The sequence below is a fragment of the Pseudomonas sp. FG47 genome, from assembly GCF_057809115.1.
This window is the reverse complement of record NZ_JBMDJI010000001.1, coordinates 164,022-186,702: the sequence shown is the minus strand read 5'-3', so window position 1 is coordinate 186,702 and position 22,681 is coordinate 164,022. Positions and strand designations below refer to the sequence as shown.

The window sequence follows — 22,681 nt, the reverse complement described above, 5'->3', positions numbered from 1 at the left end:
AGGACAGGCCGGGAAGGGCTCGAGTTCTGTAGTGTAACGGCTATGGACAGAAAAAAGGGCAGCCTGGGCTGCCCTTTTCATCTTTAGCGCTGAAGCATTAACCGAGTGTTAACGCCCGGACCTACAGGATCAGTGCAGGCCCTGGATGTAGCTGGACAGCGCTTCGATGTCCTTGTTGCTCAGTTTGCCGGCGATGGTGCGCATGGTCATGGCGTCGCCGTCGTTGGTGCGGTTGCCTTCGCGGAAGTCGGTCAGCTGCTTGCTGACGTACTGCGCGTGCTGGCCACTGAGGTGCGGGAACTTCGCCAGGGCGATGCCTGCACCATTGGGGGAGTGGCAACCGGTGCAGGCCGGCATGCCTTTCTCCAGGTTGCCGCCGTTGAACAAGGCGCGACCACGCTCGACGAGCTTCGGATCGGCGGCACCCACGCTGCCTTTCTGGCTGGCGAAGTAAGCGGCGATGTCGGCCAGGTCCTGTTCGTTGAAATTGGCCAGCATGCCGGTCATCTCAAGCACGGTACGCTTGCCGTCCTTGATGTCGTGCAACTGCTTGGTCAGGTAGGGCTCGCCTTGGCCGGCGAGTTTCGGGAAATTCGGCGCCAGGCTGTTGCCGTCGGGGTTGTGACAGGCCCCACAGACAGCTGTCTTGGCCTGGCCGGCGGCGGCATCGCCTTTGATGGGTCCCGCAGCAGTTGCCGCACCTGCGACCCCCATGGTCAACAGCAGACTCACGACTAGTTTGTTCATCAGCTAATCCAACACGGCTAAGGGTGAAATGTTATGTATCGGGACTGCCGCTCATCCAAAGGATGACCAAACGGTAGTCCTCGGCACTGCAGTCCATGCACAATCCACGCGGCGGCATAGCCTTGAAACCCTGTGTAACATGTGTCACCAGTCGCTCCATGCCTTGCGCCAGCCTTGGCTCCCAGGCTGCCCGGTCACCCTGCTTGGGCGCCTGTGGCAGTTGTCCGGCGTGACAGGCCGCACAGATGCGGTTGTACAACGCCTCGGGATCCTGTGTAGCCTGTGCGCTGTAAAACGGCAGGAACATACCGACAGCAAGCAGCCATTTCGCCACGCGAAACGACTTGACAGGGTTGGGGGCCGCGCTGCGTTCTGTTGCGCGAGCTATTGTTCGACACCCCATGCTCACATCGCCTGCTTCAGGCGAATGAGCACACAAAAACTGGGGCATTATATACTTCCGCCAGCCAAACGGAAATGACACCGCTTGCCGGGCCTGGTCCTTCGACGCCAGTGCTGGGCGACACCACATCGGAAATCCCATGCAAGTCAAGAACCCCATCCTCGGCCTCTGCCAGAAAGCCAAATTCGCCCTCAGCGCCGCCAAGGTCGAACAATGCCCCCAAGACCAGGGTTACGAGGTGGCTTTCGCCGGCCGTTCCAACGCCGGTAAATCCAGTGCCCTCAACACCCTGACCCACGCCAGCCTGGCGCGTACCTCGAAGACCCCCGGCCGCACCCAGCTGCTGAATTTCTTCAGTCTGGACGATGAACGGCGTTTGGTCGACCTGCCGGGCTACGGTTATGCAAAAGTGCCGATTCCGCTCAAGCAGCACTGGCAGAAACACCTGGAGGCCTACCTGGGCAGCCGCGAATGCCTGCGCGGGATCATCCTGATGATGGACACCCGCCATCCGATGACCGACTTCGACAAGATGATGCTCGACTGGGCCAAGGCCAGCGGCATGCCGATGCACATCCTGCTGACCAAGGCCGACAAGCTGACCCACGGCGCCGGCAAGAACACCTTGCTCAAGGTGCAGTCGGAGATTCGCAAGGGCTGGGGCGACACCGCGACCATCCAACTGTTCTCGGCGCCCAAGCGCCTGGGCCTGGAAGAGGCCTATCGCGTGCTGGCGGACTGGATGGAGCTGGAAGACAAGCCGGCTGCCTGAGGTCGAGTGAGGCTTTCGTGGGAGCGGGCCCAGGCAGACATGACGCCGAATTCCAGGCAAAAAAAACCCCGGACTTCGTATGGGGAGGGGGAAGTTCGGGGTCCAAGTCCGGACCGCTAGGGCGGGGTCCAGATATCTGCCAACACTTAACACAACATAGGAGCATCGAAAGGCTTCACCAGCCATTCAGTACCTCTGAGTGGCGGTTCACCGGTTTAGTTCCGAGTCCCTGGAAACTATTTGCGATAGTTTCATGAAACGCTCGATCTAAGGCCCGAAGCCTGCACCGAATCCGCGACACTACGCCGCAGATCCTACACAGCTTTCACGCGGCGTTTAGTGAGCTTCGTCCCAATTCGAGCCAACGCCCGCTTCCACCAGCAACGGCACATCCAGTTGCGCCGCGCCGCTCATGTGGACCCGAATCTCGGCTTTCACCTGTTCGACCAGGTCTTCGCGCACCTCGAGCACCAGTTCGTCGTGCACCTGCAGGATCACCCGCGCATCCAGCCCGCTCTCGGTCAGCCAGTTGTCCACCGCCACCATGGCACGCTTGATGATGTCCGCCGCGGTGCCCTGCATCGGCGCGTTGATCGCGGTGCGCTCGGCGCCTTTGCGCAAGGCCGGGTTCTTGGCGTTGATGTCCGGCAGGTACAGCCGCCGCCCGAACAGGGTTTCGACGAAGCCCTTTTCAGCGGCCTGGGCGCGGGTGCGCTCCATATAGGCCAGCACCCCTGGATAACGGGCGAAATAGCGGTCGATGTAGTCCTGCGACTGCTTGCGATCGACGCCGATCTGCTTGGCCAGGCCGAAAGCGCTCATGCCATAGATCAGGCCGAAGTTGATCGCCTTGGCGCTACGGCGCTGGTCGGTGGTGACGTTCTCGAGGGCGACACCGAACACTTCCGCGGCAGTGGCGCGGTGCACGTCCAGGTCGTTGCGGAAGGCGTGCAGCAGCCCTTCGTCCTTGGCCAGGTGGGCCATGATCCGCAGCTCGATCTGCGAATAGTCCGCCGCCAGCAGTTTGTAGCCGGGGCTGGCGACGAAGGCCTGGCGAATGCGCCGGCCCTCGGCGGTGCGGATCGGGATGTTCTGCAGGTTCGGGTCGCTGGACGACAGCCGGCCGGTGGCGGCCACGGCCTGCTGGTAGGAGGTATGGATACGCCCGGTGCGCGGGTTGATCTGCCCCGGCAACTTGTCGGTGTAGGTGCTCTTGAGCTTGCTCAGGCTGCGGTACTGCATCAGCACCTTGGGCAGCGGGTAGCCTTGCTCGGCCAAGTCATCCAGCACCGCCTCGGCGGTGGACGGCTGGCCCTTGGCGGTCTTGCTCAGCACCGGCATGCCCAGCTTGTCATAAAGAATCGCGCCAAGCTGCTTGGGCGAGCCGAGGTTGAATTCCTCGCCGGCCAGCTCGAACGCCTCGCGCTCCAGCTCGACCAGCTTGGCCCCCAGCTCGCCGCTCTGCACGCCGAGCAGCGCGGCATCGACCAGCGCGCCCTGGCGCTCGATCTTGGCCAGCACCGGCACCAGCGGCATCTCGATGTCCATCAGCACCGGCAGCACGCTGGGGGTCTTGGCCAGGCGCGCCTGCAAGGCCTGGTGCAGGCGCAGGGTGATGTCGGCGTCCTCGGCGGCGTAGGGGCCGGCCTTGTCCAGTGGGATCTGGTTGAAGGTCAGCTGCTTGGCGCCCTTGCCGGCGATGTCCTCGAAGCCGATGGTGGTGTGGTCCAGGTACTTCTGCGCCAGGCTGTCCATGTCGTGACGGGTGGCGGTGGAGTCGAGCACATAGGACTCGAGCATGGTGTCGTAGGCCACGCCGCGCATGTGGATGGCCGGGCTGCCGTTGGCCAGGATGTTGATGTCGTACTTGGCGTTCTGGCCGATCTTGCCCTTGGCCGGGTCCTCCAGCAGCGGCTTGAGCGCCAGCAGCACTTGCTCGCGGTCCAGCTGGGCCGGGGCGCCTTCGTAGTCATGGGCCAGCGGTACATAGGCCGCCTCGTGCGGCGTTACCGCGAACGACAGGCCGACCAGTTGCGCCTGCTGGGCATCGAGGCCGGTGGTTTCGGTGTCGAAGGCAAACAATGGCGCCTGACGCAGTTTTTCCAGCCAGGCGTCGAAGCGCGCCTGGTCGAGGATGGTTTCGTACTGCGGCTCGACCTTGAGGGCGGGCGCCTCGGCCGCCACGGCGGTGTCTCCAGCCTGGCTGGCCTCGCGCTGCACGTCGGCGACCCAGCTCTTGAACTCCATCTCGGTGTACAACGCCAACAGGGTTTCTCGGTCTGGCGCGCCGCATACCAGCGCATCGACCTCGACATCCAGCTCGACATCGCACTTGATGGTGGCCAACTCGTAGGAGAGGAACGCCGCGTCACGGTGTTCCTGGAGCTTGGCCGGCAGGGTCTTGGCGCCGCGGATGGCCAGCGCCGGGACCTTGTCGAGGTTCTCGTACAAATCGCGCAGGCCGCCGCCGATGCCGGTCAGCAGGCCGACCGCGGTCTTCTCGCCGACGCCCGGCACGCCTGGAATGTTGTCGACCTTGTCACCCATCAGGGCGAGGAAGTCGATGATGTGCTCAGGACCGACGCCGAATTTTTCGTGCACGCCCGCCACGTCCAGCACACTGCCGGTCATGGTGTTGACCAGGGTAACGTGGCCATCCACCAACTGCGCCATGTCCTTGTCACCGGTCGAGATGATCACCGGACGACCGGCCGCCGCGCTGCTGCGCGCCAAGGTGCCGATCACGTCGTCGGCCTCGACGCCCTCGACGCACAGCAGCGGATAGCCCAGGGCGCGCACGCTGGCGTGCAGCGGCTCGACTTGCACCCGCAGGTCGTCGGGCATGCTCGGGCGGTTGGCCTTGTACTCGGCGAACATGGCGTCGCGGAAGGTCCCGCCCTTGGCGTCGAAGACCACCGCGAACAGGCTGTCGGGGTATTGCTTGCGCAGGCTCTTGAGCATGTTCAGCACGCCCTTGACCGCACCGGTGGGCATGCCCTTGGAGGTGGTCAGCGGCGGCAGCGCGTGAAAGGCGCGGTAGAGGTAGGACGAACCGTCCACCAGGACGAGGGGCGCTTGGCTCATGAGGAGAATCAACCTTTTCGGCGGGTCCGGAGCTAGAATAGCCGGATCAATGACGACAAAAGGACTAGGTTATCATGCGCACACTCAATCGCCTGTTACTGCTCGGTCTGCTGGCCACCATGCCAGTCGTCACCCAGGCGGCGGACGAAGCCCCATCGGCCGATCCCGATGTAACCATTCGCACGGAAGGCGATAAAACCATCCAGGAATACCGGCAGAACGGCTTCCTGTATGCGATCAAGGTCACGCCGAAGGGCGGCAAACCTTATTTCCTGGTACGCGCCGATGGCACCGACGCCAATTTCATTCGCTCAGACCAGCCGGACATGCTGATTCCGTCCTGGAAAATCTTCGAGTGGAAGTAGGCTCGCGTACCGTTCATATCAACCAGGCACTTCCCGGCGGAAGTGCCCGCATGGGCAATTCTTCAACATGTCAGTCTTCACCCCTGTGTCCCGGCCTGAGCTGGAAACCTTTCTGGCGCCCTATGAGCTGGGCCGCCTGCTCGACTTCCAGGGTATCGCCGCCGGTACCGAGAACAGCAATTTCTTCGTCAGCCTGGAAAATGGGGAGTTCGTTCTCACACTGATCGAGCGCGGGCCGGCTGAAGACATGCCGTTCTTCATCGAACTGCTCGACGTGCTGCACGATGCCGACATGCCCGTGCCCTACGCCGTGCGCGACCGCGACGGTAATGGCCTGCGCGAACTGTGCGGCAAGCCTGCACTGCTGCAGCCGCGACTGTCGGGCAAGCACATCAAGCTGCCGAACAACCAGCACTGCGCCCAGGTCGGCGAGTTGCTGGCGCACATTCACCTGGCCACCCGCGAGCGCATCATCGAGCGCCGTACCGACCGGGGCCTGGACTGGATGCTCGAATCAGGCGCCGAACTGCTGCCGAGCCTGAACCAGGAGCAAACCGGGCTGCTGCAACCGGCGCTGGCGGAAATCACCGCGCATAAGGCGCAGATCCTCGCCCTGCCCAAGGCCAACCTGCACGCCGACCTGTTCCGTGACAACGTGATGTTCGAAGGCACCCACCTAACCGGCCTGATCGACTTCTACAACGCCTGCTCCGGGCCGATGCTGTATGACATCGCCATCACCGTGAACGACTGGTGCCTGGACGAGCAGGGTGGTATCGACCTGCCGCGCGCCCAGGCATTGCTGGGCGCCTACGCGGCACTGCGACCGTTCACCGCCGCTGAAGCGCAGCTGTGGCCGGTGATGCTGCGGGTGGCGTGCGTGCGCTTTTGGCTGTCGCGCCTGATCGCGGCGCAGGCGTTCGCCGGGATGGACGTGATGATCCATGACCCGAGCGAATTCGAGGTGCGCCTGGCGCAACGCCAGCAAGTGGCGTTGAAGCTGCCCTTCGCCTTGTAGATCGCGCCGGCCTGGCCGCCGGCCAATGTGGATTTCACTGCCGTCCCTACCCCTGTAGGAGCGCCCTTCGCGACACAAGGCCGCTCCTGCAGGGTGCTACAAATAACGACCCTAGAGCTGTTCCAGGCAGCCAGCCAGGTCGCCGCCCAGTTTTTCCAGCAAACGCTCATAGCCCTTGCCATCCACCTTGTCGGTGCCACCCAGCGCATCCAACTCGGCCAACCGCACCGGCAACCCGGCCGTCAGCGTCTCGGCCAAACGCGGGCGCAGTGGCGGCTCGCTGAACACGCAGGTCTTGCCCACTTCCTGCAGACGCTTGCGCATGGCGGCGACGTGCTGCGCGCCCGGCTGCACCTCGGAGGCCACGCTGAACACGCCGGTGTGCTTCAGGCCATAGGCGGCCTCGAAGTAGTCGAATGCCTCGTGAAACACGAAGTAAGGCTTGCCGGCGATGCCCGCCACACGCTGCTTGATGCGCGCATCCAGGGCATCCAGGCGCTCGACGAACTGCTTGAGGTTGGCCTGGTAGCGCGGGGCATTAGCCGAGTCGGCCGCAGCCAGGTCGCCAGCCATCTTCGTCGCGATCACCCGGGCATTCAGCGACGACAGCCACAGGTGCGCATCGAGGCTGCCCGGACGGTGGTCGTGGTCATGATCGTCGTGGTCTTCCTCGTCATGGGAGTGGCTGTCCTCGCCGAAATGACGCAACTGCATGCCCGACAGCGACTGCACGGCCACGGTCGGCTTGGGACGACTCTTCAGCACGCGGGGCAGGAAACCTTCCATGTCCGGGCCGACCCAGTACAGCAGGTCGGCATCGGCGACCTTGCGCACGTCGGAGGGGCGCAGTGCATAGTTGTGCGGGGAGGCGCCCGGCGGCAGCAGCACGTCGGGGCTGCCGACACCGTCCTGCACGGCGGCGGCGATCTGTTGCAGGGGCTTGATGCTGGTCAGCACACGCACGTCGGCGTGCGCCGAAAAAGCGATGAAAGCGACAAAGAGGGCAAGGAATCGGGACACGGTGGATACTCGGGTCGTCAGAAACAGGTAACATAATAACGTCTCCATCCAGAACCGTCGCTGCCCATGTCCATCACGCCGCTGGCCCACCGTCCCCACGATCATTCCCACTGCGTGCACAGCGCGCTGGCCGAGGCCGATGCGCTGTGCAACCGCCAGGGCCTGCGCCTGACCGCCCTGCGCCGGCGGGTGCTGGAGCTGGTGTGGCAGAGCCACAAGCCATTGGGCGCCTACGATATCCTCGCCGTGCTCAGCGAACAGGACGGCCGCCGCGCAGCGCCACCGACGGTGTACCGCGCCCTGGACTTCCTCCTCGACAACGGCCTGGTGCACCGCATCGCCTCGCTCAACGCCTTCATCGGTTGCAGCCACCCCGAGCACGCGCACCAGGGCCAGTTCCTGATCTGTCGCGCCTGCCACGTGGCCATCGAGCTGGAACAGGACAGCATCAGCAACGCCATCGTCGACAGCGCCAAGGCCGTGGGTTTCGCCGTCGAGACCCAGACCGTCGAAGTGGTCGGCCTGTGCGGCAACTGCCGGGGCAAGGCATGAGCGACGCCCTGATCCGCCTCGAGCAGGTCGGCGTCAGCTTCGGCGGCGAGGCGGTGCTCGACAGCATCGACTTGTCGGTGGCCCCCGGCCAGATCGTCACCCTGATCGGCCCTAACGGCGCCGGCAAGACCACCCTGGTGCGCGCCGTGCTGGGCCTGCTCAAGCCACACCGCGGCAAGGTCTGGCGCAAGCCAAGGCTGCGCATCGGCTACATGCCGCAGAAAATCCAGGTGGACGCCACGCTGCCGCTGTCGGTGCTGCGTTTCCTGCGCCTGGTGCCCGGGGTAGACCGCGCGGCGGCCTTGTCGGCATTGCAGGAGGTCGGCGCCGAGCAGGTGATCGACAGCCCGATCCAGACCATTTCCGGCGGCGAGATGCAACGCGTGCTGCTGGCCCGCGCGCTGCTGCGCGAGCCCGAACTGCTGGTGCTGGACGAGCCGGTACAGGGCGTCGACGTGGTCGGCCAGACCGAGTTGTACAACCTCATCACCCGCCTGCGCGACCGCCACGGTTGCGGCGTGCTGATGGTCAGCCACGACCTGCACCTGGTGATGAGCGCCACCGACCAGGTGGTCTGCCTCAACCGCCACGTGTGCTGCTCGGGCCACCCCGAACAGGTCAGCAACGACCCGGCCTTCGTCGAGCTGTTCGGCCAGAACGCCCCGAGCCTGGCGGTCTACCATCACCATCACGATCACAGTCACGACCTGCATGGCGCGGTGATCGCCCCTAGCGCCCATGTCCACGGAGAGCATTGCAAGCATGGCTGATTTTCTTCTCTACGCCCTGCTTGCCGGTTTGTCCCTGGCCCTGGTCGCCGGCCCGCTGGGTTCGTTCGTGGTGTGGCGGCGCATGGCCTATTTCGGCGACACGCTGTCCCATGCCGCGCTGCTGGGCGTGGCCCTGGGCTTCGCGCTGGATGTCAGCCCGGCGCTGGCGGTAACCGTCGGCTGCCTGTTGCTGGCGATCCTGCTGGTCACCCTGCAACAGCGCCAGCCGCTGGCCTCGGACACCCTGCTCGGCATTCTTGCCCCCAGCACCTTGTCCCTGGGCCTGGTGGTGCTGAGTTTCATGCACGACGTGCGCATCGACCTGATGGCCTACCTGTTCGGCGACCTGTTGGCGATCAGCACCACGGACCTGGCCTGGATACTCGGCGGCAGCGCGCTGGTGCTGGCGCTGCTGGCGGTGTTCTGGCGGCCGCTGCTGGCAGTGACCGTGCACGAGGAGCTGGCCATGGTCGAAGGCCTGCCGGTGGCGGGCCTGCGCCTGGCGTTGATGCTGCTGATCGCGGTGGTGATCGCGGTGGCGATGAAGATCGTCGGCGTGCTGCTGATCACTTCGTTGCTGATCATTCCGGCCGCCGCGGCACAACGTCACGCCCGCTCGCCGGAACAGATGGCCCTGGGTGCCAGCCTGCTGGGTGTTAGCGCTGTGTGCGGCGGCCTGGCACTATCGTGGTTCAAGGACACCCCGGCCGGACCGTCGATCGTGGTCTGCGCGGCAGTGCTATTCTTGCTGAGCCTGGCGTTGCCCAAACGCTGAAATATCTGGATGCGCGCAGGCGCATCCTGCAACCTTTTCAGCGGTTGCAGGTCTGTAGGACTTGTTTTCGAGCGTGCGCACCTGGGTGTAGACTTGCTCGCTTTTTGCGCAAATAGAGAGTCGCAGGAATGAAGCCGTTCGCCTCACGTTATCTGCTTGTTGTTGCGTTTTCCCTGTTCCTGGCTGCGTGCTCCAGCACCCCGGCAGAACAGCCGATCGCGCCTGTCCAGCCGGATGCCTGGCAGCAACTGGAGCAAAGCATCGCCAGCAACGAGCTGGCCACCGCCGAGGACCAGTTGGCCGCGCTTGCGGCACAAGCGCCAAACGACCCACGGGTCGAGCCGCACCAGCGCCAGCTAGCCGAAGCCTACCTGCAACGCAGCCAGATCGTGTTGCAAAAAGGTGATGTGAACGCCGCCGCCACCGCCCTGGCGCGTGCCCGTGCGCTGATGCCGCAAGCGCCCGCGCTGACCGGCGGCGACGCCATGGCCCAGGCGCGCAAGGCCGAGCTGGAAAAAGCCGAGGCCGCGCTCAAGGCCGCCGAAGCCAAGCCCCAGGCACGCCTGATCGACCCGTCCGCGCCGTCTACCGTGGTGGCGCTGCAGACCACCGACAGCCGCGCCCTGCGTCGCCAGCTCGATGACATTGCCGCCGATGTGGTGAACTACCGGTGCGAGGTGGTCTTCCAGGTGCCGCGTACCCAGGACGCGCCGTGGCTCAAGACCTTGCTGGGAAAACGCGTGCGCAAGCTCGACAGCGGCTTCGCGTTGCAGCAGACGCATAAGATCCAGCGTTCGCTGCCGGCGCAGGTGGTGCTGGTTCCCCACCAGCAGTGAGATAATCGGGCCCGCTGCGCGCCCCATTGCGACACAAGGCCGCTCCTACAGGTGACCGCGAATCCCTATAGGAGCGGCCTTGCTTACGCGGGAATACCCTCGGCCGCGGCCTCCCGCGCCCACACCCGATGCCCCTCGACCGCCTTGAAGAAGGCTTCGAACGTCTTCTGCTCATCGCCCAGCAATAACCCGGCATCCTCCTGCAAACCCAGCTTGTTCAGCAGCAGCTTGGCATCCATCGCCAGCCCCATGGGCTTGAGGTGCTTGTAGGCCTCGAGCAGGAAGTGCTTGGCCACGCCGCTGTTTTCCAACGCCGCGAGCGACGCCTTGCCAGCCGGCACCCAAACCCCATCGAACATCACCGACGGCATGCCCTCCATTGACGCATCCACCGCCAGCGCCTTGCCCCCCTTGGCCTTGACCGGCGCCGAAGTCGGCCCCAGCAGCATCGGCCGCGCACGTTGCGCCTCCAGCGCCTTGACCAGCTTGTCGACACTCGCCGCGTCCACGCCATCGGCCACCAGCACGGCGACCTTGCGCCCGCTGATGCCGATATCCCCGGGGTGGTTCATCTGGCTCAACGCCTTCGACTGGCCGAGCTTGCTGTCCTTGACCTGAACCGTTCCGGCCTTCGGCGCGGGTAGCCCGAGGTTGGCCGCTACCGCCGCCGCCAGCTTGAGGTCGATGTTGGCCAGGATCTCGTTCACCTCGCGGGCGCGGATCTCCTCACGCTCCACTTTACCCAGCTCGAAGCTGTAGGCCTTGATGATGTGCTGCTGCTCGGTGGCGCTCATGCTGTGGAAGAACAGCCGCGCCTGGGAGAAGTGATCACCGAACGACTCGCTGCGCTGGCGGATCTTGTGCGCGTCGATGCGCTCCTGGTAGCTCTCGAAACCACCATCGCGCGGGGCCGGCGGGGTTTCCCTGGGCCAACCGCCATCGATCGAGTTGGGTTCATAGGAGGCCCGCCCTTTGTCGATGGTCATGCGGTGCATGGCATCGCGCTGGCTGCTGTGGTTGGCGGCAATCGGTCGGTTGATCGGAATTTCGTGGAAGTTCGGCCCACCTAGGCGACTGATCTGCGTATCGGTGTAGGAGAACAGCCGGCCTTGCAGCAACGGGTCATTGGTAAAGTCGATGCCTGGCACGATATGCCCCGGGCAGAAGGCAATCTGCTCCACTTCGGCGAAGAAGTTGTCCGGGTTGCGATCGAGCACCATCTTGCCCAGCGGCGTCACCGGCACCAGCTCCTCGGGGATGAGCTTGGTCGGGTCGAGCAGGTCGAAGTCGAACTTGTGCTCGTCGGCCTCCGGCACGATCTGCACGCCCAGTTCCCATTCCGGGTAGTGCCCAGTCTCGATCGCGTCCCACAGGTCGCGACGGTGGTAATCGGTGTCCTTGCCGGCCAGCTTCTGGGCTTCGTCCCACAGCACCGAGTGCACGCCCTGGCGCGGCTTCCAGTGGAACTTGACGAAGCTGGCCACGCCGTCGGCGTTTACCAGCCGGAAGGTATGCACGCCAAAGCCTTCCATCATGCGCAGGCTACGAGGGATGGCGCGGTCGGACATGGCCCAGATCACCATGTGCGCCGACTCCGGCACCAGCGAGACGAAGTCCCAGAACGTATCGTGGGCCGAGCCGCCGGTAGGCATCTCGTTGTGCGGTTCGGGCTTCACCGCATGGACGAAATCGGGAAACTTGATCGCATCCTGGATGAAGAACACCGGCATGTTGTTGCCAACCAGGTCGAAGTTGCCCTCGTCGGTGTAGAACTTCACCGCGAAACCGCGCACGTCACGCACCGTGTCGCCGGAACCACGCGGCCCCTGCACGGTGGAAAAGCGCACGAATACCGGGGTGATGGTGTCCGGGTCCTGGAGGAAACCGGCCTTGGTCAGCGCGGCGTGACAGCCGTAGCTCTGGAAGTAACCATGGGCACCCGTGCCGCGGGCGTGGACGATGCGCTCGGGGATGCGCTCATGGTCGAAGTGGGTGATCTTCTCGCGCATGATGAAGTCTTCGAGCAGCGAGGGCCCGCGGGCACCGGCCTTCAGGCTGTTCTGGTTGTCGGCGACCTTCACCCCCTGATTGGTGCGCAGCGCCTGGCCGCTGGCGTCGCTGCGGAAGTTTTCCAGGCTCTGCAACTTGGCGTTGGTGTTGGCCCGATCGGGTGTCTGGGTGCCCGCCACCTGGCTTGCTCGTGGCTCCGGCGTGTTCTTGCTGGCCATGTCCGGCTCTCCTCATCAGTCTTCAGGCTGCCCCAGGGGGGCTGGTTGAAGTAGTGACTGAGGCGCCGCGGCGAGCGTTCAATCTGGATTACCGGTTGTCGCGTTATGCCCAACGGATTGGACGAATCGGAAATTAGTGATAAGTACCGCTATTGAAAAAGGCTAAAATGCGCCACCCCGGCACACCGCCAGCCCAATTTCCATGCGCCCCACAAGGTTCGCTCAGTGATCGAGTTTCAAAACGTCCACAAGACCTACCGCGTCGCCGGTAGGGATATCCCGGCCCTGAACCCGACCAGCCTGACCATCGAAGATGGCCAGGTGTTCGGCCTGATCGGCCACTCCGGTGCCGGCAAGAGCACCATGCTGCGCCTGATCAACCGCCTCGAGGAGCCCTCCGGCGGCAAGATCGTCGTCGACGGCGAAGATGTCACCGGCTTCGACGCCAACCAGCTGCGCAGCTTCCGCCAGCAGGTCGGGATGATCTTCCAGCACTTCAACCTGCTGGCCTCCAAGACCGTCGCCGAAAACGTCGCCCTCCCGCTGGTACTGGCCGGCGAGCTGCCACGTGCGCAGATCGACAAGCGCGTGACCGAACTGCTGGCCCGCGTCGGTCTGCAGGACCACGCCAGGAAGTATCCGGCCCAGCTGTCGGGCGGGCAGAAGCAGCGCGTCGGCATCGCCCGTGCCCTGTCCACCAATCCGAAGATCCTGCTCTGCGACGAGGCCACCAGCGCCCTTGACCCGCAAACCACCGCCTCGGTGCTGCAGTTGCTGGCCGAGATCAACCGCGAGCTGAAGCTGACCATCGTGCTGATCACCCATGAAATGGATGTGATCCGCCGGGTCTGCGACCGCGTGGCGGTGATGGATGCCGGGCAGATCGTCGAGCAAGGCCCGGTGGCCGAGGTGTTCCTGCACCCGCAGCACCCAACCACCAAGCGCTTCGTCCAGGAAGACGAGCAGGTCGACGAGAACGAGCAACGCGACGACTTCACCCATGTGCCGGGGCGCATCGTGCGCCTGACCTTCCAGGGCGACGCCACCTATGCGCCGTTGCTGGGCACCGTGGCCCGCGAAACCGGCGTGGACTACAGCATCCTTGCCGGGCGTATCGATCGCATCAAGGACATTCCCTATGGCCAGCTGACCCTCGCCCTGATCGGTGGCGACATGGAGGCGGCGTTCGCCCGCTTCACGGCGGCTGACGTACATATGGAGGTACTGCGTTGATGGATATCCTGAACTATTTTGCCAACGTCGACTGGGTCGAGATCTGGCAGGCGACCAACGACACCCTGATCATGCTGTTCACCTCGCTGGTGTTCATCGTGCTGCTGGGATTGCCCCTGGGCGTGGTGCTGTTCCTGTTCAGCCCGCGGCAGATGTTCGAGCACACCAAGTTCTATGCGGTGCTGGCGACCATCGTCAACATCGTGCGCTCGGTGCCGTTCATCATCCTGCTGATCGTGATGATCCCGGTCACGGTGCTGATCACTGGCACCTCGCTGGGTGTCGCCGGGGCCATTCCGCCACTGGTGGTGGGCACCACGCCGTTCTTCGCGCGCCTGGTGGAAACCGCCCTGCGCGAGGTCGACCGCGGCATCATCGAGGCCACCCAGTCGATGGGCGCCACCACCCGCCAGATCATCTTCAAGGCCGTGCTGCCTGAAGCGATGCCGGGCATCATCGCCGCCATCACCGTGACCGCCATCACCTTGGTGTCCTACACCGCCATGGCCGGCGTGGTCGGCGCCGGCGGCCTGGGCGACCTGTCGATCCGCTTCGGCTACCAGCGCTTCCAGACCGACGTGATGATCGTCACCGTGGTGCTGCTGGTGATCCTGGTCCAGGTGCTGCAGATGATCGGCGACAAGCTGGTTGTGCATTATTCCCGTAAGTAACCCCAATGGGGTCGGCCTGGCCGACCCGTTCGGGGGCCGTCGCGGCCCTCACAAGGAGTGATCAATGAAGAAGCTGCTTGCTGTTGTCGCCGCCGTCGCGGCCTTCTCGGCCAACGCCGAGATCCTGACCGTCGCCGCCACCCCGGTGCCGCACGCCGAGATCCTCAACTTCGTCAAGCCACAGCTGGCGAAGGAAGGCGTGGAGTTGAAGGTCAAGGAGTTCACCGACTACATCCAGCCGAACGTGCAGGTGTCGGAAAAGCGCCTGGACGCCAACTTCTTCCAGCACCAGCCGTACCTCGATGAGTTCAACAAGGCCAAGGGTACTCACCTGGTAAGCGTCGCCGGCGTGCACATCGAGCCGCTGGGCGTGTACTCGACCAAGGTCAAGCAGCTCGACGAACTGCCTTCCGGCGCCGCCGTGGTCATTCCCAACGACGCCACCAACGGCGGCCGCGCCCTGCTGCTGCTGGACAAGGCCGGGGTGATCAAGCTCAAGGACAACACGAACATCCTGTCGACCATCAAGGATATCGCCGAGAACCCGAAAGGCTTGAAGTTCCGCGAACTGGAAGCGGCCACCATCCCGCGCGTGCTGACCCAGGTCGATGCCGCCCTGATCAACACCAACTACGCGCTGGAAGCCAAGCTCAACCCGGAAAAAGATGCCCTGGCCATCGAAGGCAAGGACTCTCCGTACGTGAACATCCTGGTGACCCGCGAGGACAACAAGGACGCGGACGCGGTGAAGAAGCTGGTACAGGCCCTGCACTCGCCTGAGGTGAAGCAGTTCATCACCGAGAAGTACAAGGGCGCCGTGGTGCCAGCATTCTAAGCTGACATCCCCGGGGCCGCTTTGCGGCCCATCGCGACACAAGGCCGCTCCTACAGAGGCAATGCGCTTGCCTGTAGGAGCGGCCTGCGAAGCAGACCTAGCGATGTCAATCGCGCTTGACCAGCCCTGGCAACTGCGCCACCAGCTTCTGGTTGTTGAACGGCGCACGAATGAACCCACGCTGACGCCCGTCCGGCCCGACGATGGCCAGATTGCCGCTGTGATCCACGGTATACCCAGGCTTGCTGGTATCGGCCGGAATGAACGGGATGCTCAAGGCATTGGCCAGCTTCTGGGTATCCTCGATCGACCCCGCCACCCCGAGGAAATCCTTGTCGAAATAGCCCAGGTACTGCTTGAGCTGGTTCGGCGTGTCGCGGTTCGGGTCGACGCTCACCAGCACCACCTGCAGACGCTCCAGCGCCTCCTTGGGCAGCTCGCTCTTCACCTGGCGCAGCTGGGCGAGGGTGGTCGGGCAGATGTCCGGGCAGTAGGTGTAGCCGAAGAACAGCAACGACCACTTGCCCTTGAGCTGGTCCAGCAGCAGCGGCTGGCCGTTTTGGTCGGTCATGCTCACGTCCGGCACGCTGCGGCTCTGCGGCAGCAGGATGATGCCGGCGTCGATCAGTTCGGTGGGGTTCAACTGACCGCGGTCGTTGAGCACCTTGTTGACGGTCAGGCCCATGATCAGCGCGACCAGGGCAACGAGGATGAAGACGGTTTTCTGGGTTCGGGTCATAGGTTCAGCAACAAGTAGTGGTCAACGAGCAGCGCGATGAACAGGGCGAACAGGTAGCCGATAGAGTACTTGAACGTGCCGATCGCCGCGTGCGGCCGGGTGCCACGGTACAACACCCAGGCCCACTGCAGGAAGCGCAGGCCCAACCCCAGGGCACAGGCAAGGTAGAGCGGGCCGCTCATGTGGATGGCATACGGCAGCAGGCTCACGGCCAGCAGAATCAAGGTGTACAGCAGGATATGCAGGGCGGTGTAGCGCTCGCCATGGGTCACCGGCAGCATGGGAATATCGGCCTTGGCGTACTCGGCCTTGCGGTGGATGGCCAGGGCCCAGAAGTGCGGCGGGGTCCAGGCGAAGATGATCAGCACCAGCAGCAGTGGTTCGGCGCTCACATGACCGCTCACCGCCACCCAGCCGAGCAATGGCGGGGCCGCACCGGCCAGGCCGCCAATCACGATGTTCTGCGGCGTGGCACGCTTGAGATAGCCGGTATAGAGCAGCGCATAGCCCAACAGCGAGGCCAGCGTCAGCCAGGCGGTGAGGGGGTTGGTGAACACCAGCAGCAGGCCCATCCCCGCCAAGGCCAGCAGCAGGGCGAACAGCAACGCCGGTAGTGGCGCGACCCGGCCCTGGGCCAGCGGGCGCTTGTGGGTGCGGGCCATCAGCGCGTCGATGCGCCGGTCCAGCACGTGGTTGACCGCCGCCGCGCCCCCCGCGCACAAGGCGATGCCGAGGTTGCCGAACAGCAGCACGCTCCAGGCCACGCCCGCGCGGGTGGCGAGGAACATGCCCACCAGCGAGGTGATCAGCATCAGCACCACCACCTTGGGTTTGGTCAGCTCCATGTAGTCGCGCCAACCGGCGCGTGGGCTATCCGTGCTCAGAAGCGTCGCCACGAGTCGTTCCTCATGTGATGGGAAATGCCCACGCTGGTGATCGGCCGCAGGCGCCAGCCATGGCCCACGCGCACCTTGTCAGCCACGCGGATGCGGTAGTTCACCAGCACCATGGTCAGCAGCAGCAGCACCCCGCCGGCGTTGTGGGCAACGGCCACGCCCAGTGGCAGGTGGAACAATACATTGCTGATGCCCAGGCCCAGCTGCAACGCCAGTGCCAGCAATACCAGGCGCGCCAGGCCGCTCAGGCCATGGCGGTGCAGCTTCCAGCCGAGCATCGATAGAACCGCCAGCACCAGCATTGCGCCGAGCCGGTGGCTGACATGGATGGCCGTACGCGCATCGCTGTCCAGTTGCCCGCCCAGGTAATTGGGGCCGACATGCTGGGTCAGGTGGAAGCCGTTGCTGAAGTCCGCCGCTGGCCACCACTGGCCATGGCAAGTGGGTAGGTCGATGCAGGCCACCGCCGCGTAGTTGGCGCTGACCCAACCCCCCAGGGCGATCTGGCCGATCACCACCAGCAGCGCCAGCGCGGCGATCCGCCGCAGGCTCAGCGGCAGTTTCGGCAAGGGCGCAAAGGCCCGAGATAGACGCAGGGATAGCAGGAAAAGCAGGCTCACCGTGGTGAACCCGCCAAGCAGGTGCGCGGTCACCACCTGGGGCCATAGTTTCAGTGTCACGGTCCACATGCCGAACGCCGCCTGGGCCAGCACCACCCCCAGCAGCAACACCGGCAGGCGATAGGGCTGGCCGTCATGGGCATGCCGGCGTACAGCCTGGAAGGCAAGCAGCGCGATCACCAGCGCCAGGGTGCCGGCGAAATAGCGATGGACCATCTCCGCCCAGCCCTTGGCTTCTTCCACCGGGTGCTCAGGGAAGTGCAGCTCGGCATGGGCCAGTTGGGCATCGGTCTTGGGCACGCTGATGAAGCCGTAGCACCCCGGCCAGTCGGGGCAGCCAAGACCGGCGTGAGTCAGCCGAGTGTAGGCGCCGAGCAGCACGACCAGCAGCGCCAGCAGCGTGGCGAACACAGCAAGGCGGAATCCGGGTCTGGCCATGGCAGCCTCCTAGCCGATGTTGGAAAGCTTGAGCAGGTGACGCAGGTCGTCCAGCACATGCTTGCCCTTGACCTTGGCGTCGTAGCGCAGCACCAGGTTGCCGTGGGGATCGACGATCCACAGTTGCGGGGCAGTGTCGCCCACCTTCTGGATATAGCGCTGGGCGTCCAGCGGATAGCGTTGCAACTGCGGGTACTCACGGCCCAGCAGCGCCTGGTAGTCGGCGGCCAGCGGCTGGGCCGCCGCCAGGGCATGGCTGGCGCGGCCGGCGTCGCGGCCCAGACCGACCTGGATCTGCCGGGCCAGGTACACCAGTTGCTGGCATTCCTCGACACAGGCTCCTGGGACGCTGACCAGCAGTTGCCAACGCTCGTCCTGGGCATCGATGCCGATATCCGCCCGGCCCTCGCCATTGCCGATCATCACACCGTGATAACTGCGACCTTCCGGTACCCAGAACTTGAGCTTGTACATGCTGGTGGCAAGGATCATCGGCCCGAGCACGACGAACAGGATCAACAGCAGTTGCAGGCGCCCGCGGGGCTTGCGGCGGTCAGGCACGTCCAGTGGACTGGTGGCGGCGGCCATGGCGGTTCTCCTTGTCGTTGTGATGCCAGCCGAAATACAGGTAGAGCAGGACCAGCGCGCTGGCCAGGGCGAACCATTGCACGGCGTAGCCCTGGTGCTTTTCCGGGCCCATGGCGACCACCGGCCAGTCCAGGCGGTAGGCACCAGGGCCTGGCTGCAGGCGTAGTTCCTGGGCAAAGCCCTCACGGCCCAGCTGCTGCCAGAGCCCGGCCGGTTCGATTGCCGTCAGCAGTTGCGGCCACTGGCCGTCGGGGTTGTCCGGGTGCAGTTGGAAGGTCTTGCCCGGCGGCACGTAGACCGTGGCGTCCAGCGCCAGCGCCTGGCTCGGCGTGTCGAAGGGCACCGGCACGCGACGGTCGGGCCACGCCAGCCAGCCGCGATTGACCAGCAACCACATGCCGCTGGCCTGGTCGTGGAAGGGCTGCAGCAGCTCGACGCCGGCCTTGCCGTCGCGCATCTGGTTGTCCAGCAACAGGCTGTGACCGGCATCGAACCGGCCATACAGGTGCACGGGGTAGAACGCAGGGTCCGGCAGCTGGCGCAACCGGTCAGCAGTGACCGGCGCCTCGATCTGGCGCTCGGTGTAGGTGGCCAGCAGGTCACGCTTTTCGTCGGCGCGCCGCAGTTGCCAGCAGCCGAGCGCGATCAACCCCGGCAGCAGCGCAAGCACCACCAGGGTCGGTACCAGGCCTGGGCGAAACGGCTTCACCAGGGCCTCGTGAGGTCGAGCGCTATACTTGTATCCATCATCGCATCCCCCGGAGTGTCGCCATGCTCAAGGCCGCAATTGTCCTGATGCTGCTGGCCACCATCGCCAGCCTGTTCAGTGGCCTGGTGTTCCTGGTCAAGGACGACGACCAGTCGACCCGCCTGCTCAAGGCCCTTACCGTGCGCGTCGCCCTCGCCACCCTGACCATCGCCCTGGTGGCCTGGGGCTTCATCAGCGGGCAGTTGGTCTCCCACGCGCCGTTCTGAATTACCTCGGTCCCTGTAGGAGCGGCCTTGCCGCCTTTCAGAGCACATAGACAAAGATGAACAACCCTACCCACACCACATCGACGAAGTGCCAGTACCAGCTCGCCGCCTCGAAACCGAAGTGCTTGTCCGGGTCGAAGTGCCCGCGCAGCACCCGGCAGAACATCACGAACAGGATCAACGTGCCCAAGGTCACGTGCGCGCCGTGGAACCCGGTAAGCATGAAGAACGTCGCGCCGTAGATGCCCGAACCCAAGGTCAGCCCGAGTTTGTTGTAGGCCTCGTGGTACTCGTAGGCCTGCAGCACGAGAAACCCGATCCCCAGCAGGATGGTCAGCCCCAGCCACAGTTTCAGCGCGCCACGGTGCCCCTTGCGCAGGGCGTGGTGGGCGATGGTCACGGTGACGCTGGAACTCACCAGCAGGATGGTATTGATCAGCGGCAGGTGCCACGGATCGATGACTTCCTTAGGTGGCGGGAACAGCTTCGGGTCGGGTGTGTGCAACAACGGCCAGACGAACTCGAAGTTGGGCCAGAGCATGTGCGTCACGCCCTTGGCCCCATCGCCCCCCAGCCACGGCCCGGCCAGCACCCGCACGTAGAACAGCGCGCCGAAGAAGGCCAGGAAGAACATCACCTCGGAGAAGATGAACCAGCTCATGCCCCAGCGGAACGAGCGGTCCATCTGCGCACTGTAGAGCCCGGCGTGGCTTTCCTTGACCACCGCGCCGAACCAGCCGAACAGCATGTAGGCCAGGAACAGCGCGCCGACGAAGAAAATCAGCGGCCCGTGGGACTCCGGGTGGCCGGCCTTGAGGTCGTTGAACCAGGTGCCGAGCCCGAACACCGTGATGAACATGCCGATCGTGGCAATGATCGGCCACTTGCTCTGCGCCGGTACGTAGTAATGCTCGTGGCTTGCCATGATGTATCTCCTTCCCTCAGCGGGCGCCCTCGGTCGCGGCGTGGGCGACCGGGGGGTGGCGAGCGGTGATGTCGAACAGGGTGTAGGCCAGGGTCAGGTGTTTCACCGACTCCGGCAGGTCGCGGTCGACGATGAAGCGCACCGGCATCTCGATGCGCTCACCGGGCTGCAGGACCTGCTGGGTGAAACAGAAGCACTCGGTCTTGTGGAAGTACGCTGCGGCCTCGGCGGGAGTGATGCTGGGGATGGCCTGGGCGCTCATGGGCTGGTTGGTCGGGTTGCGGGCCACGAAGATCATCTGGTTCACCGCCCCCGGGTTGACCTCGATCTGGTCGGCGGTGGAGTGGAACTCCCAGCTCATGTCGCCGGCATTGGTCGACATGAACTGCACCCGCACCGAACGGGTCGGGTCGCTCACCTGGGTGCCGGCGTACTGCCCGCCGGTCTTGCCATTGATGCCGAAGGCCTTGCACATCACGTCGTAGATCGGCACCAAGGCAAAGCCGAAGGCGAACATCACCACGGTCAGCATCAGCAGGCGGCTGACCAGGCGTTTGAGCGACAAGCCGTCCATGGGCGGACTCCTACTTCACTTCAGGCGGCGTCTGGAAGGTGTGGTAAGGGGCAGGTGAAGGGATCGACCACTCCAGCCCCTCGGCGCCGTCCCAAGGCTTGGCCGGTGCCGGCGCACCACCGCGGATGCACTTGATGACGATGAACAGGAAGAAGATCTGCGTGGCGCCGAACATAAAGGCGCCTATCGACGAGACCATGTTGAAGTCGGCGAACTGCAGGTTGTAGTCGGGGATACGCCGGGGCATGCCAGCCAGGCCGACGAAGTGCATGGGGAAGAAGGCCAGGTTCATGCCGATGAACGACAGCCAGAAGTGCAGCTTGCCCAGTGTTTCGTCATACATGTGCCCGGTCCACTTCGGCAGCCAGTAGTAGGCCGAGGCGAAGATGCCGAAGATCGCTCCGGGCACCAGCACATAGTGGAAGTGCGCCACCACGAAGTAAGTGTCGTGGTACTGGAAGTCGGCCGGGGCAATGGCCAACATCAGCCCGGAGAAGCCCCCGATGGTGAACAGGATGACGAAGGCGATGGCGAACAGCATCGGCGTCTCGAAGGTCAGCGAGCCCTCCCACATGGTGCTGACCCAGTTGAACACCTTCACCCCGGTGGGCACCGCGATCAGCATGGTGGCGTACATGAAGAACAGCTCGCCCACCACTGGGATGCCGACCACGAACATGTGGTGGGCCCAGACGATGAATGACAGGAAGGCAATCGCCCCGGTGGCGTAGACCATCGAGGTGTAGCCGAACAGCGGCTTGCGCGAGAACGCCGGGATGATCGAACTGACCGCGCCGAAGGCCGGCAGGATCATGATGTACACCTCGGGGTGGCCGAAGAACCAGAACACATGCTGGAACAACACCGGGTCGCCGCCGCCGGCGGCACTGAAGAAGCTGGTGCCGAAATGGATGTCCATCAGCATCATGGTCACCACGCCGGCCAGCACCGGCATCACCGCGATCAGCAGGAACGCGGTGATCAGCCAGGTCCAGACGAACAGCGGCATTTTCATCAGAGTCATGCCGGGGGCGCGCAGGTTGAGGATGGTGGCGATCACGTTGATCGCGCCCATGATCGAGCTGATGCCCATCAGGTGGATGGCGAAGATGAAGAAGGTCACGCTGGCCGGGGCGTAGGTGGTCGACAACGGGGCATAGAAGGTCCAGCCGAAGTTCGGCCCGCCACCGGGGCTGAACAGGGTCGAGACCAGCAACAGGAACGCCGCCGGCAACAACCAGAAACTGAAGTTGTTCATCCGCGGCAGGGCCATGTCGGGCGCGCCGATCATCAACGGGATCATCCAGTTGGCCAGCCCGACGAAGGCCGGCATCACCGCGCCAAACACCATGATCAAGCCGTGCATGGTGGTCATCTGGTTGAAGAACGCCGGCTCCACGATCTGCAACCCGGGCTGGAACAGCTCGGCGCGTATCACCATGGCGAACGAGCCGCCGAGCAGGAACATGGTGAAGGCGAACCACAGGTACATCGTGCCGATGTCCTTGTGGTTGGTGGTCAGCACCCAGCGCATCAGGCCCTTGGCCGGGCCGTGGGCGTGCTCATGGCCGGGGGCGTGGTCGTCGATCACTGCACTCATGTCCTGTCTCCTGCAAT

24 protein-coding genes are annotated in these 22,681 nt (G+C 64.4%); 11 read left to right on the top strand and 13 right to left on the bottom strand.

Features of this window, described 5'->3' with window-relative positions; genetic code table 11:
- Positions 1-129 precede the first annotated feature (129 nt).
- On the bottom strand, positions 130-747 hold the full coding sequence (locus ACODS5_RS00905; protein WP_134689045.1) for a c-type cytochrome: 618 nt from the start codon (positions 745-747) through the stop codon (positions 130-132).
- Positions 748-778: 31 nt separating this feature from the next.
- Complete coding sequence (locus ACODS5_RS00900) at positions 779-1,081, bottom strand: c-type cytochrome (protein ID WP_134689226.1); 303 nt, start codon at positions 1,079-1,081, stop codon at positions 779-781.
- A gap of 208 nt (positions 1,082-1,289) precedes the next feature.
- On the opposite strand from ACODS5_RS00900, the gene yihA reads away from it, so the two are divergent.
- The gene (gene yihA, locus ACODS5_RS00895) at positions 1,290-1,922 is read left to right on the top strand and encodes a ribosome biogenesis GTP-binding protein YihA/YsxC (protein ID WP_134689046.1); all 633 of its coding nucleotides are present in this window, start codon (positions 1,290-1,292) and stop codon (positions 1,920-1,922) included.
- Positions 1,923-2,258: 336 nt separating this feature from the next.
- Here the strand turns inward: yihA and polA are convergent, their stop codons facing one another.
- Positions 2,259-5,006 carry a DNA polymerase I gene (gene polA, locus ACODS5_RS00890; protein ID WP_489107686.1) on the bottom strand — a complete coding sequence of 916 codons (2,748 nt, stop codon included), beginning with the start codon at positions 5,004-5,006 and terminating at the stop codon, positions 2,259-2,261.
- A gap of 74 nt (positions 5,007-5,080) precedes the next feature.
- Here polA and ACODS5_RS00885 point away from each other — a divergent pair, with 74 nt between their 5' ends.
- On the top strand, positions 5,081-5,371 hold the full coding sequence (locus ACODS5_RS00885) for a DUF2782 domain-containing protein (RefSeq protein ID WP_134689048.1): 291 nt from the start codon (positions 5,081-5,083) through the stop codon (positions 5,369-5,371).
- 67 nt (positions 5,372-5,438) lie between these two features.
- Positions 5,439-6,389, top strand: coding sequence for a homoserine kinase (locus ACODS5_RS00880; RefSeq protein ID WP_134689049.1), 951 nt, complete (start codon positions 5,439-5,441; stop codon positions 6,387-6,389).
- 111 nt (positions 6,390-6,500) lie between these two features.
- Here the strand turns inward: ACODS5_RS00880 and ACODS5_RS00875 are convergent, their stop codons facing one another.
- Positions 6,501-7,457: a zinc ABC transporter substrate-binding protein gene (locus ACODS5_RS00875; RefSeq protein ID WP_134689050.1), complete on the bottom strand. Its 957-nt coding sequence runs from the start codon at positions 7,455-7,457 to the stop codon at positions 6,501-6,503.
- An 18-nt stretch (positions 7,458-7,475) separates the two neighbouring features.
- Here ACODS5_RS00875 and zur point away from each other — a divergent pair, with 18 nt between their 5' ends.
- The 4 genes from zur to ACODS5_RS00855 all read left to right on the top strand — a co-directional run bounded on the left by zur (position 7,476) and on the right by ACODS5_RS00855 (position 10,342).
- Positions 7,476-7,961, top strand: coding sequence for a zinc uptake transcriptional repressor Zur (zur, locus tag ACODS5_RS00870; protein ID WP_134689051.1), 486 nt, complete (start codon positions 7,476-7,478; stop codon positions 7,959-7,961).
- Positions 7,958-8,731: a zinc ABC transporter ATP-binding protein ZnuC gene (gene znuC, locus ACODS5_RS00865; RefSeq protein ID WP_489107685.1), complete on the top strand. Its 774-nt coding sequence runs from the start codon at positions 7,958-7,960 to the stop codon at positions 8,729-8,731. Before zur ends, znuC begins: the two co-directional genes overlap by 4 nt.
- Positions 8,724-9,506 (top strand): zinc ABC transporter permease subunit ZnuB, encoded by a 783-nt coding sequence (gene znuB / locus ACODS5_RS00860; RefSeq protein ID WP_134689053.1) that lies wholly within the window; start codon positions 8,724-8,726, stop codon positions 9,504-9,506. The genes znuC and znuB overlap by 8 nt, the downstream gene beginning before the upstream one ends.
- A gap of 128 nt (positions 9,507-9,634) precedes the next feature.
- Positions 9,635-10,342 carry a PA5502 family lipoprotein gene (locus ACODS5_RS00855; protein ID WP_489107684.1) on the top strand — a complete coding sequence of 236 codons (708 nt, stop codon included), beginning with the start codon at positions 9,635-9,637 and terminating at the stop codon, positions 10,340-10,342.
- 83 nt (positions 10,343-10,425) lie between these two features.
- Here ACODS5_RS00855 and katE read toward each other — a convergent pair whose 3' ends face one another.
- Positions 10,426-12,570 carry a catalase HPII gene (katE, locus tag ACODS5_RS00850; RefSeq protein ID WP_489107683.1) on the bottom strand — a complete coding sequence of 715 codons (2,145 nt, stop codon included), beginning with the start codon at positions 12,568-12,570 and terminating at the stop codon, positions 10,426-10,428.
- 225 nt (positions 12,571-12,795) lie between these two features.
- Between katE and ACODS5_RS00845 the strand changes: the two genes are divergently transcribed.
- The 3 genes from ACODS5_RS00845 to ACODS5_RS00835 all read left to right on the top strand — a co-directional run bounded on the left by ACODS5_RS00845 (position 12,796) and on the right by ACODS5_RS00835 (position 15,309).
- Positions 12,796-13,803: a methionine ABC transporter ATP-binding protein gene (locus tag ACODS5_RS00845; RefSeq protein WP_134689056.1), complete on the top strand. Its 1,008-nt coding sequence runs from the start codon at positions 12,796-12,798 to the stop codon at positions 13,801-13,803.
- Positions 13,803-14,474, top strand: a complete 672-nt coding sequence (locus ACODS5_RS00840) for a methionine ABC transporter permease (RefSeq protein WP_134689057.1) — start codon at positions 13,803-13,805, stop codon at positions 14,472-14,474. Before ACODS5_RS00845 ends, ACODS5_RS00840 begins: the two co-directional genes overlap by 1 nt.
- Positions 14,475-14,538: 64 nt before the next feature.
- Positions 14,539-15,309, top strand: a complete 771-nt coding sequence (locus ACODS5_RS00835) for a MetQ/NlpA family ABC transporter substrate-binding protein (RefSeq protein ID WP_489107682.1) — start codon at positions 14,539-14,541, stop codon at positions 15,307-15,309.
- Positions 15,310-15,415: 106 nt separating this feature from the next.
- Here the strand turns inward: ACODS5_RS00835 and ACODS5_RS00830 are convergent, their stop codons facing one another.
- From ACODS5_RS00830 to ACODS5_RS00810, 5 genes are read right to left on the bottom strand one after another with little or no spacing between them, the layout of a single operon-like run.
- On the bottom strand, positions 15,416-16,048 hold the full coding sequence (locus tag ACODS5_RS00830; RefSeq protein ID WP_489107681.1) for an SCO family protein: 633 nt from the start codon (positions 16,046-16,048) through the stop codon (positions 15,416-15,418).
- Positions 16,045-16,944, bottom strand: a complete 900-nt coding sequence (gene cyoE / locus ACODS5_RS00825; protein WP_134689060.1) for a heme o synthase — start codon at positions 16,942-16,944, stop codon at positions 16,045-16,047. The genes ACODS5_RS00830 and cyoE overlap by 4 nt, the downstream gene beginning before the upstream one ends.
- Entirely contained in the window at positions 16,929-18,002 is a 1,074-nt protein-coding gene (locus ACODS5_RS00820; RefSeq protein ID WP_134689061.1) for a COX15/CtaA family protein, read from the bottom strand. The genes cyoE and ACODS5_RS00820 overlap by 16 nt, the downstream gene beginning before the upstream one ends.
- A 9-nt stretch (positions 18,003-18,011) precedes the next feature.
- Positions 18,012-18,590, bottom strand: a complete 579-nt coding sequence (locus tag ACODS5_RS00815) for a hypothetical protein (protein ID WP_134689062.1) — start codon at positions 18,588-18,590, stop codon at positions 18,012-18,014.
- A complete protein-coding gene (locus tag ACODS5_RS00810) occupies positions 18,556-19,299 on the bottom strand; it encodes an SURF1 family protein (protein ID WP_134689063.1) in 744 nt (247 codons plus the stop codon). Before ACODS5_RS00810 ends, ACODS5_RS00815 begins: the two co-directional genes overlap by 35 nt.
- A 62-nt stretch (positions 19,300-19,361) precedes the next feature.
- On the opposite strand from ACODS5_RS00810, the gene ACODS5_RS00805 reads away from it, so the two are divergent.
- On the top strand, positions 19,362-19,565 hold the full coding sequence (locus tag ACODS5_RS00805; protein ID WP_028688692.1) for a twin transmembrane helix small protein: 204 nt from the start codon (positions 19,362-19,364) through the stop codon (positions 19,563-19,565).
- 37 nt (positions 19,566-19,602) lie between these two features.
- Here the strand turns inward: ACODS5_RS00805 and ACODS5_RS00800 are convergent, their stop codons facing one another.
- Genes ACODS5_RS00800 through ctaD form a run of 3 tightly spaced genes read right to left on the bottom strand, consistent with a single transcriptional unit; the run spans position 19,603 to position 22,664 of the window.
- Complete coding sequence (locus ACODS5_RS00800; protein WP_134689064.1) at positions 19,603-20,490, bottom strand: cytochrome c oxidase subunit 3; 888 nt, start codon at positions 20,488-20,490, stop codon at positions 19,603-19,605.
- A gap of 16 nt (positions 20,491-20,506) precedes the next feature.
- Entirely contained in the window at positions 20,507-21,064 is a 558-nt protein-coding gene (locus ACODS5_RS00795; protein ID WP_038707108.1) for a cytochrome c oxidase assembly protein, read from the bottom strand.
- 10 nt (positions 21,065-21,074) lie between these two features.
- Entirely contained in the window at positions 21,075-22,664 is a 1,590-nt protein-coding gene (gene ctaD, locus ACODS5_RS00790) for a cytochrome c oxidase subunit I (RefSeq protein WP_134689065.1), read from the bottom strand.
- Positions 22,665-22,681 lie beyond the last annotated feature (17 nt).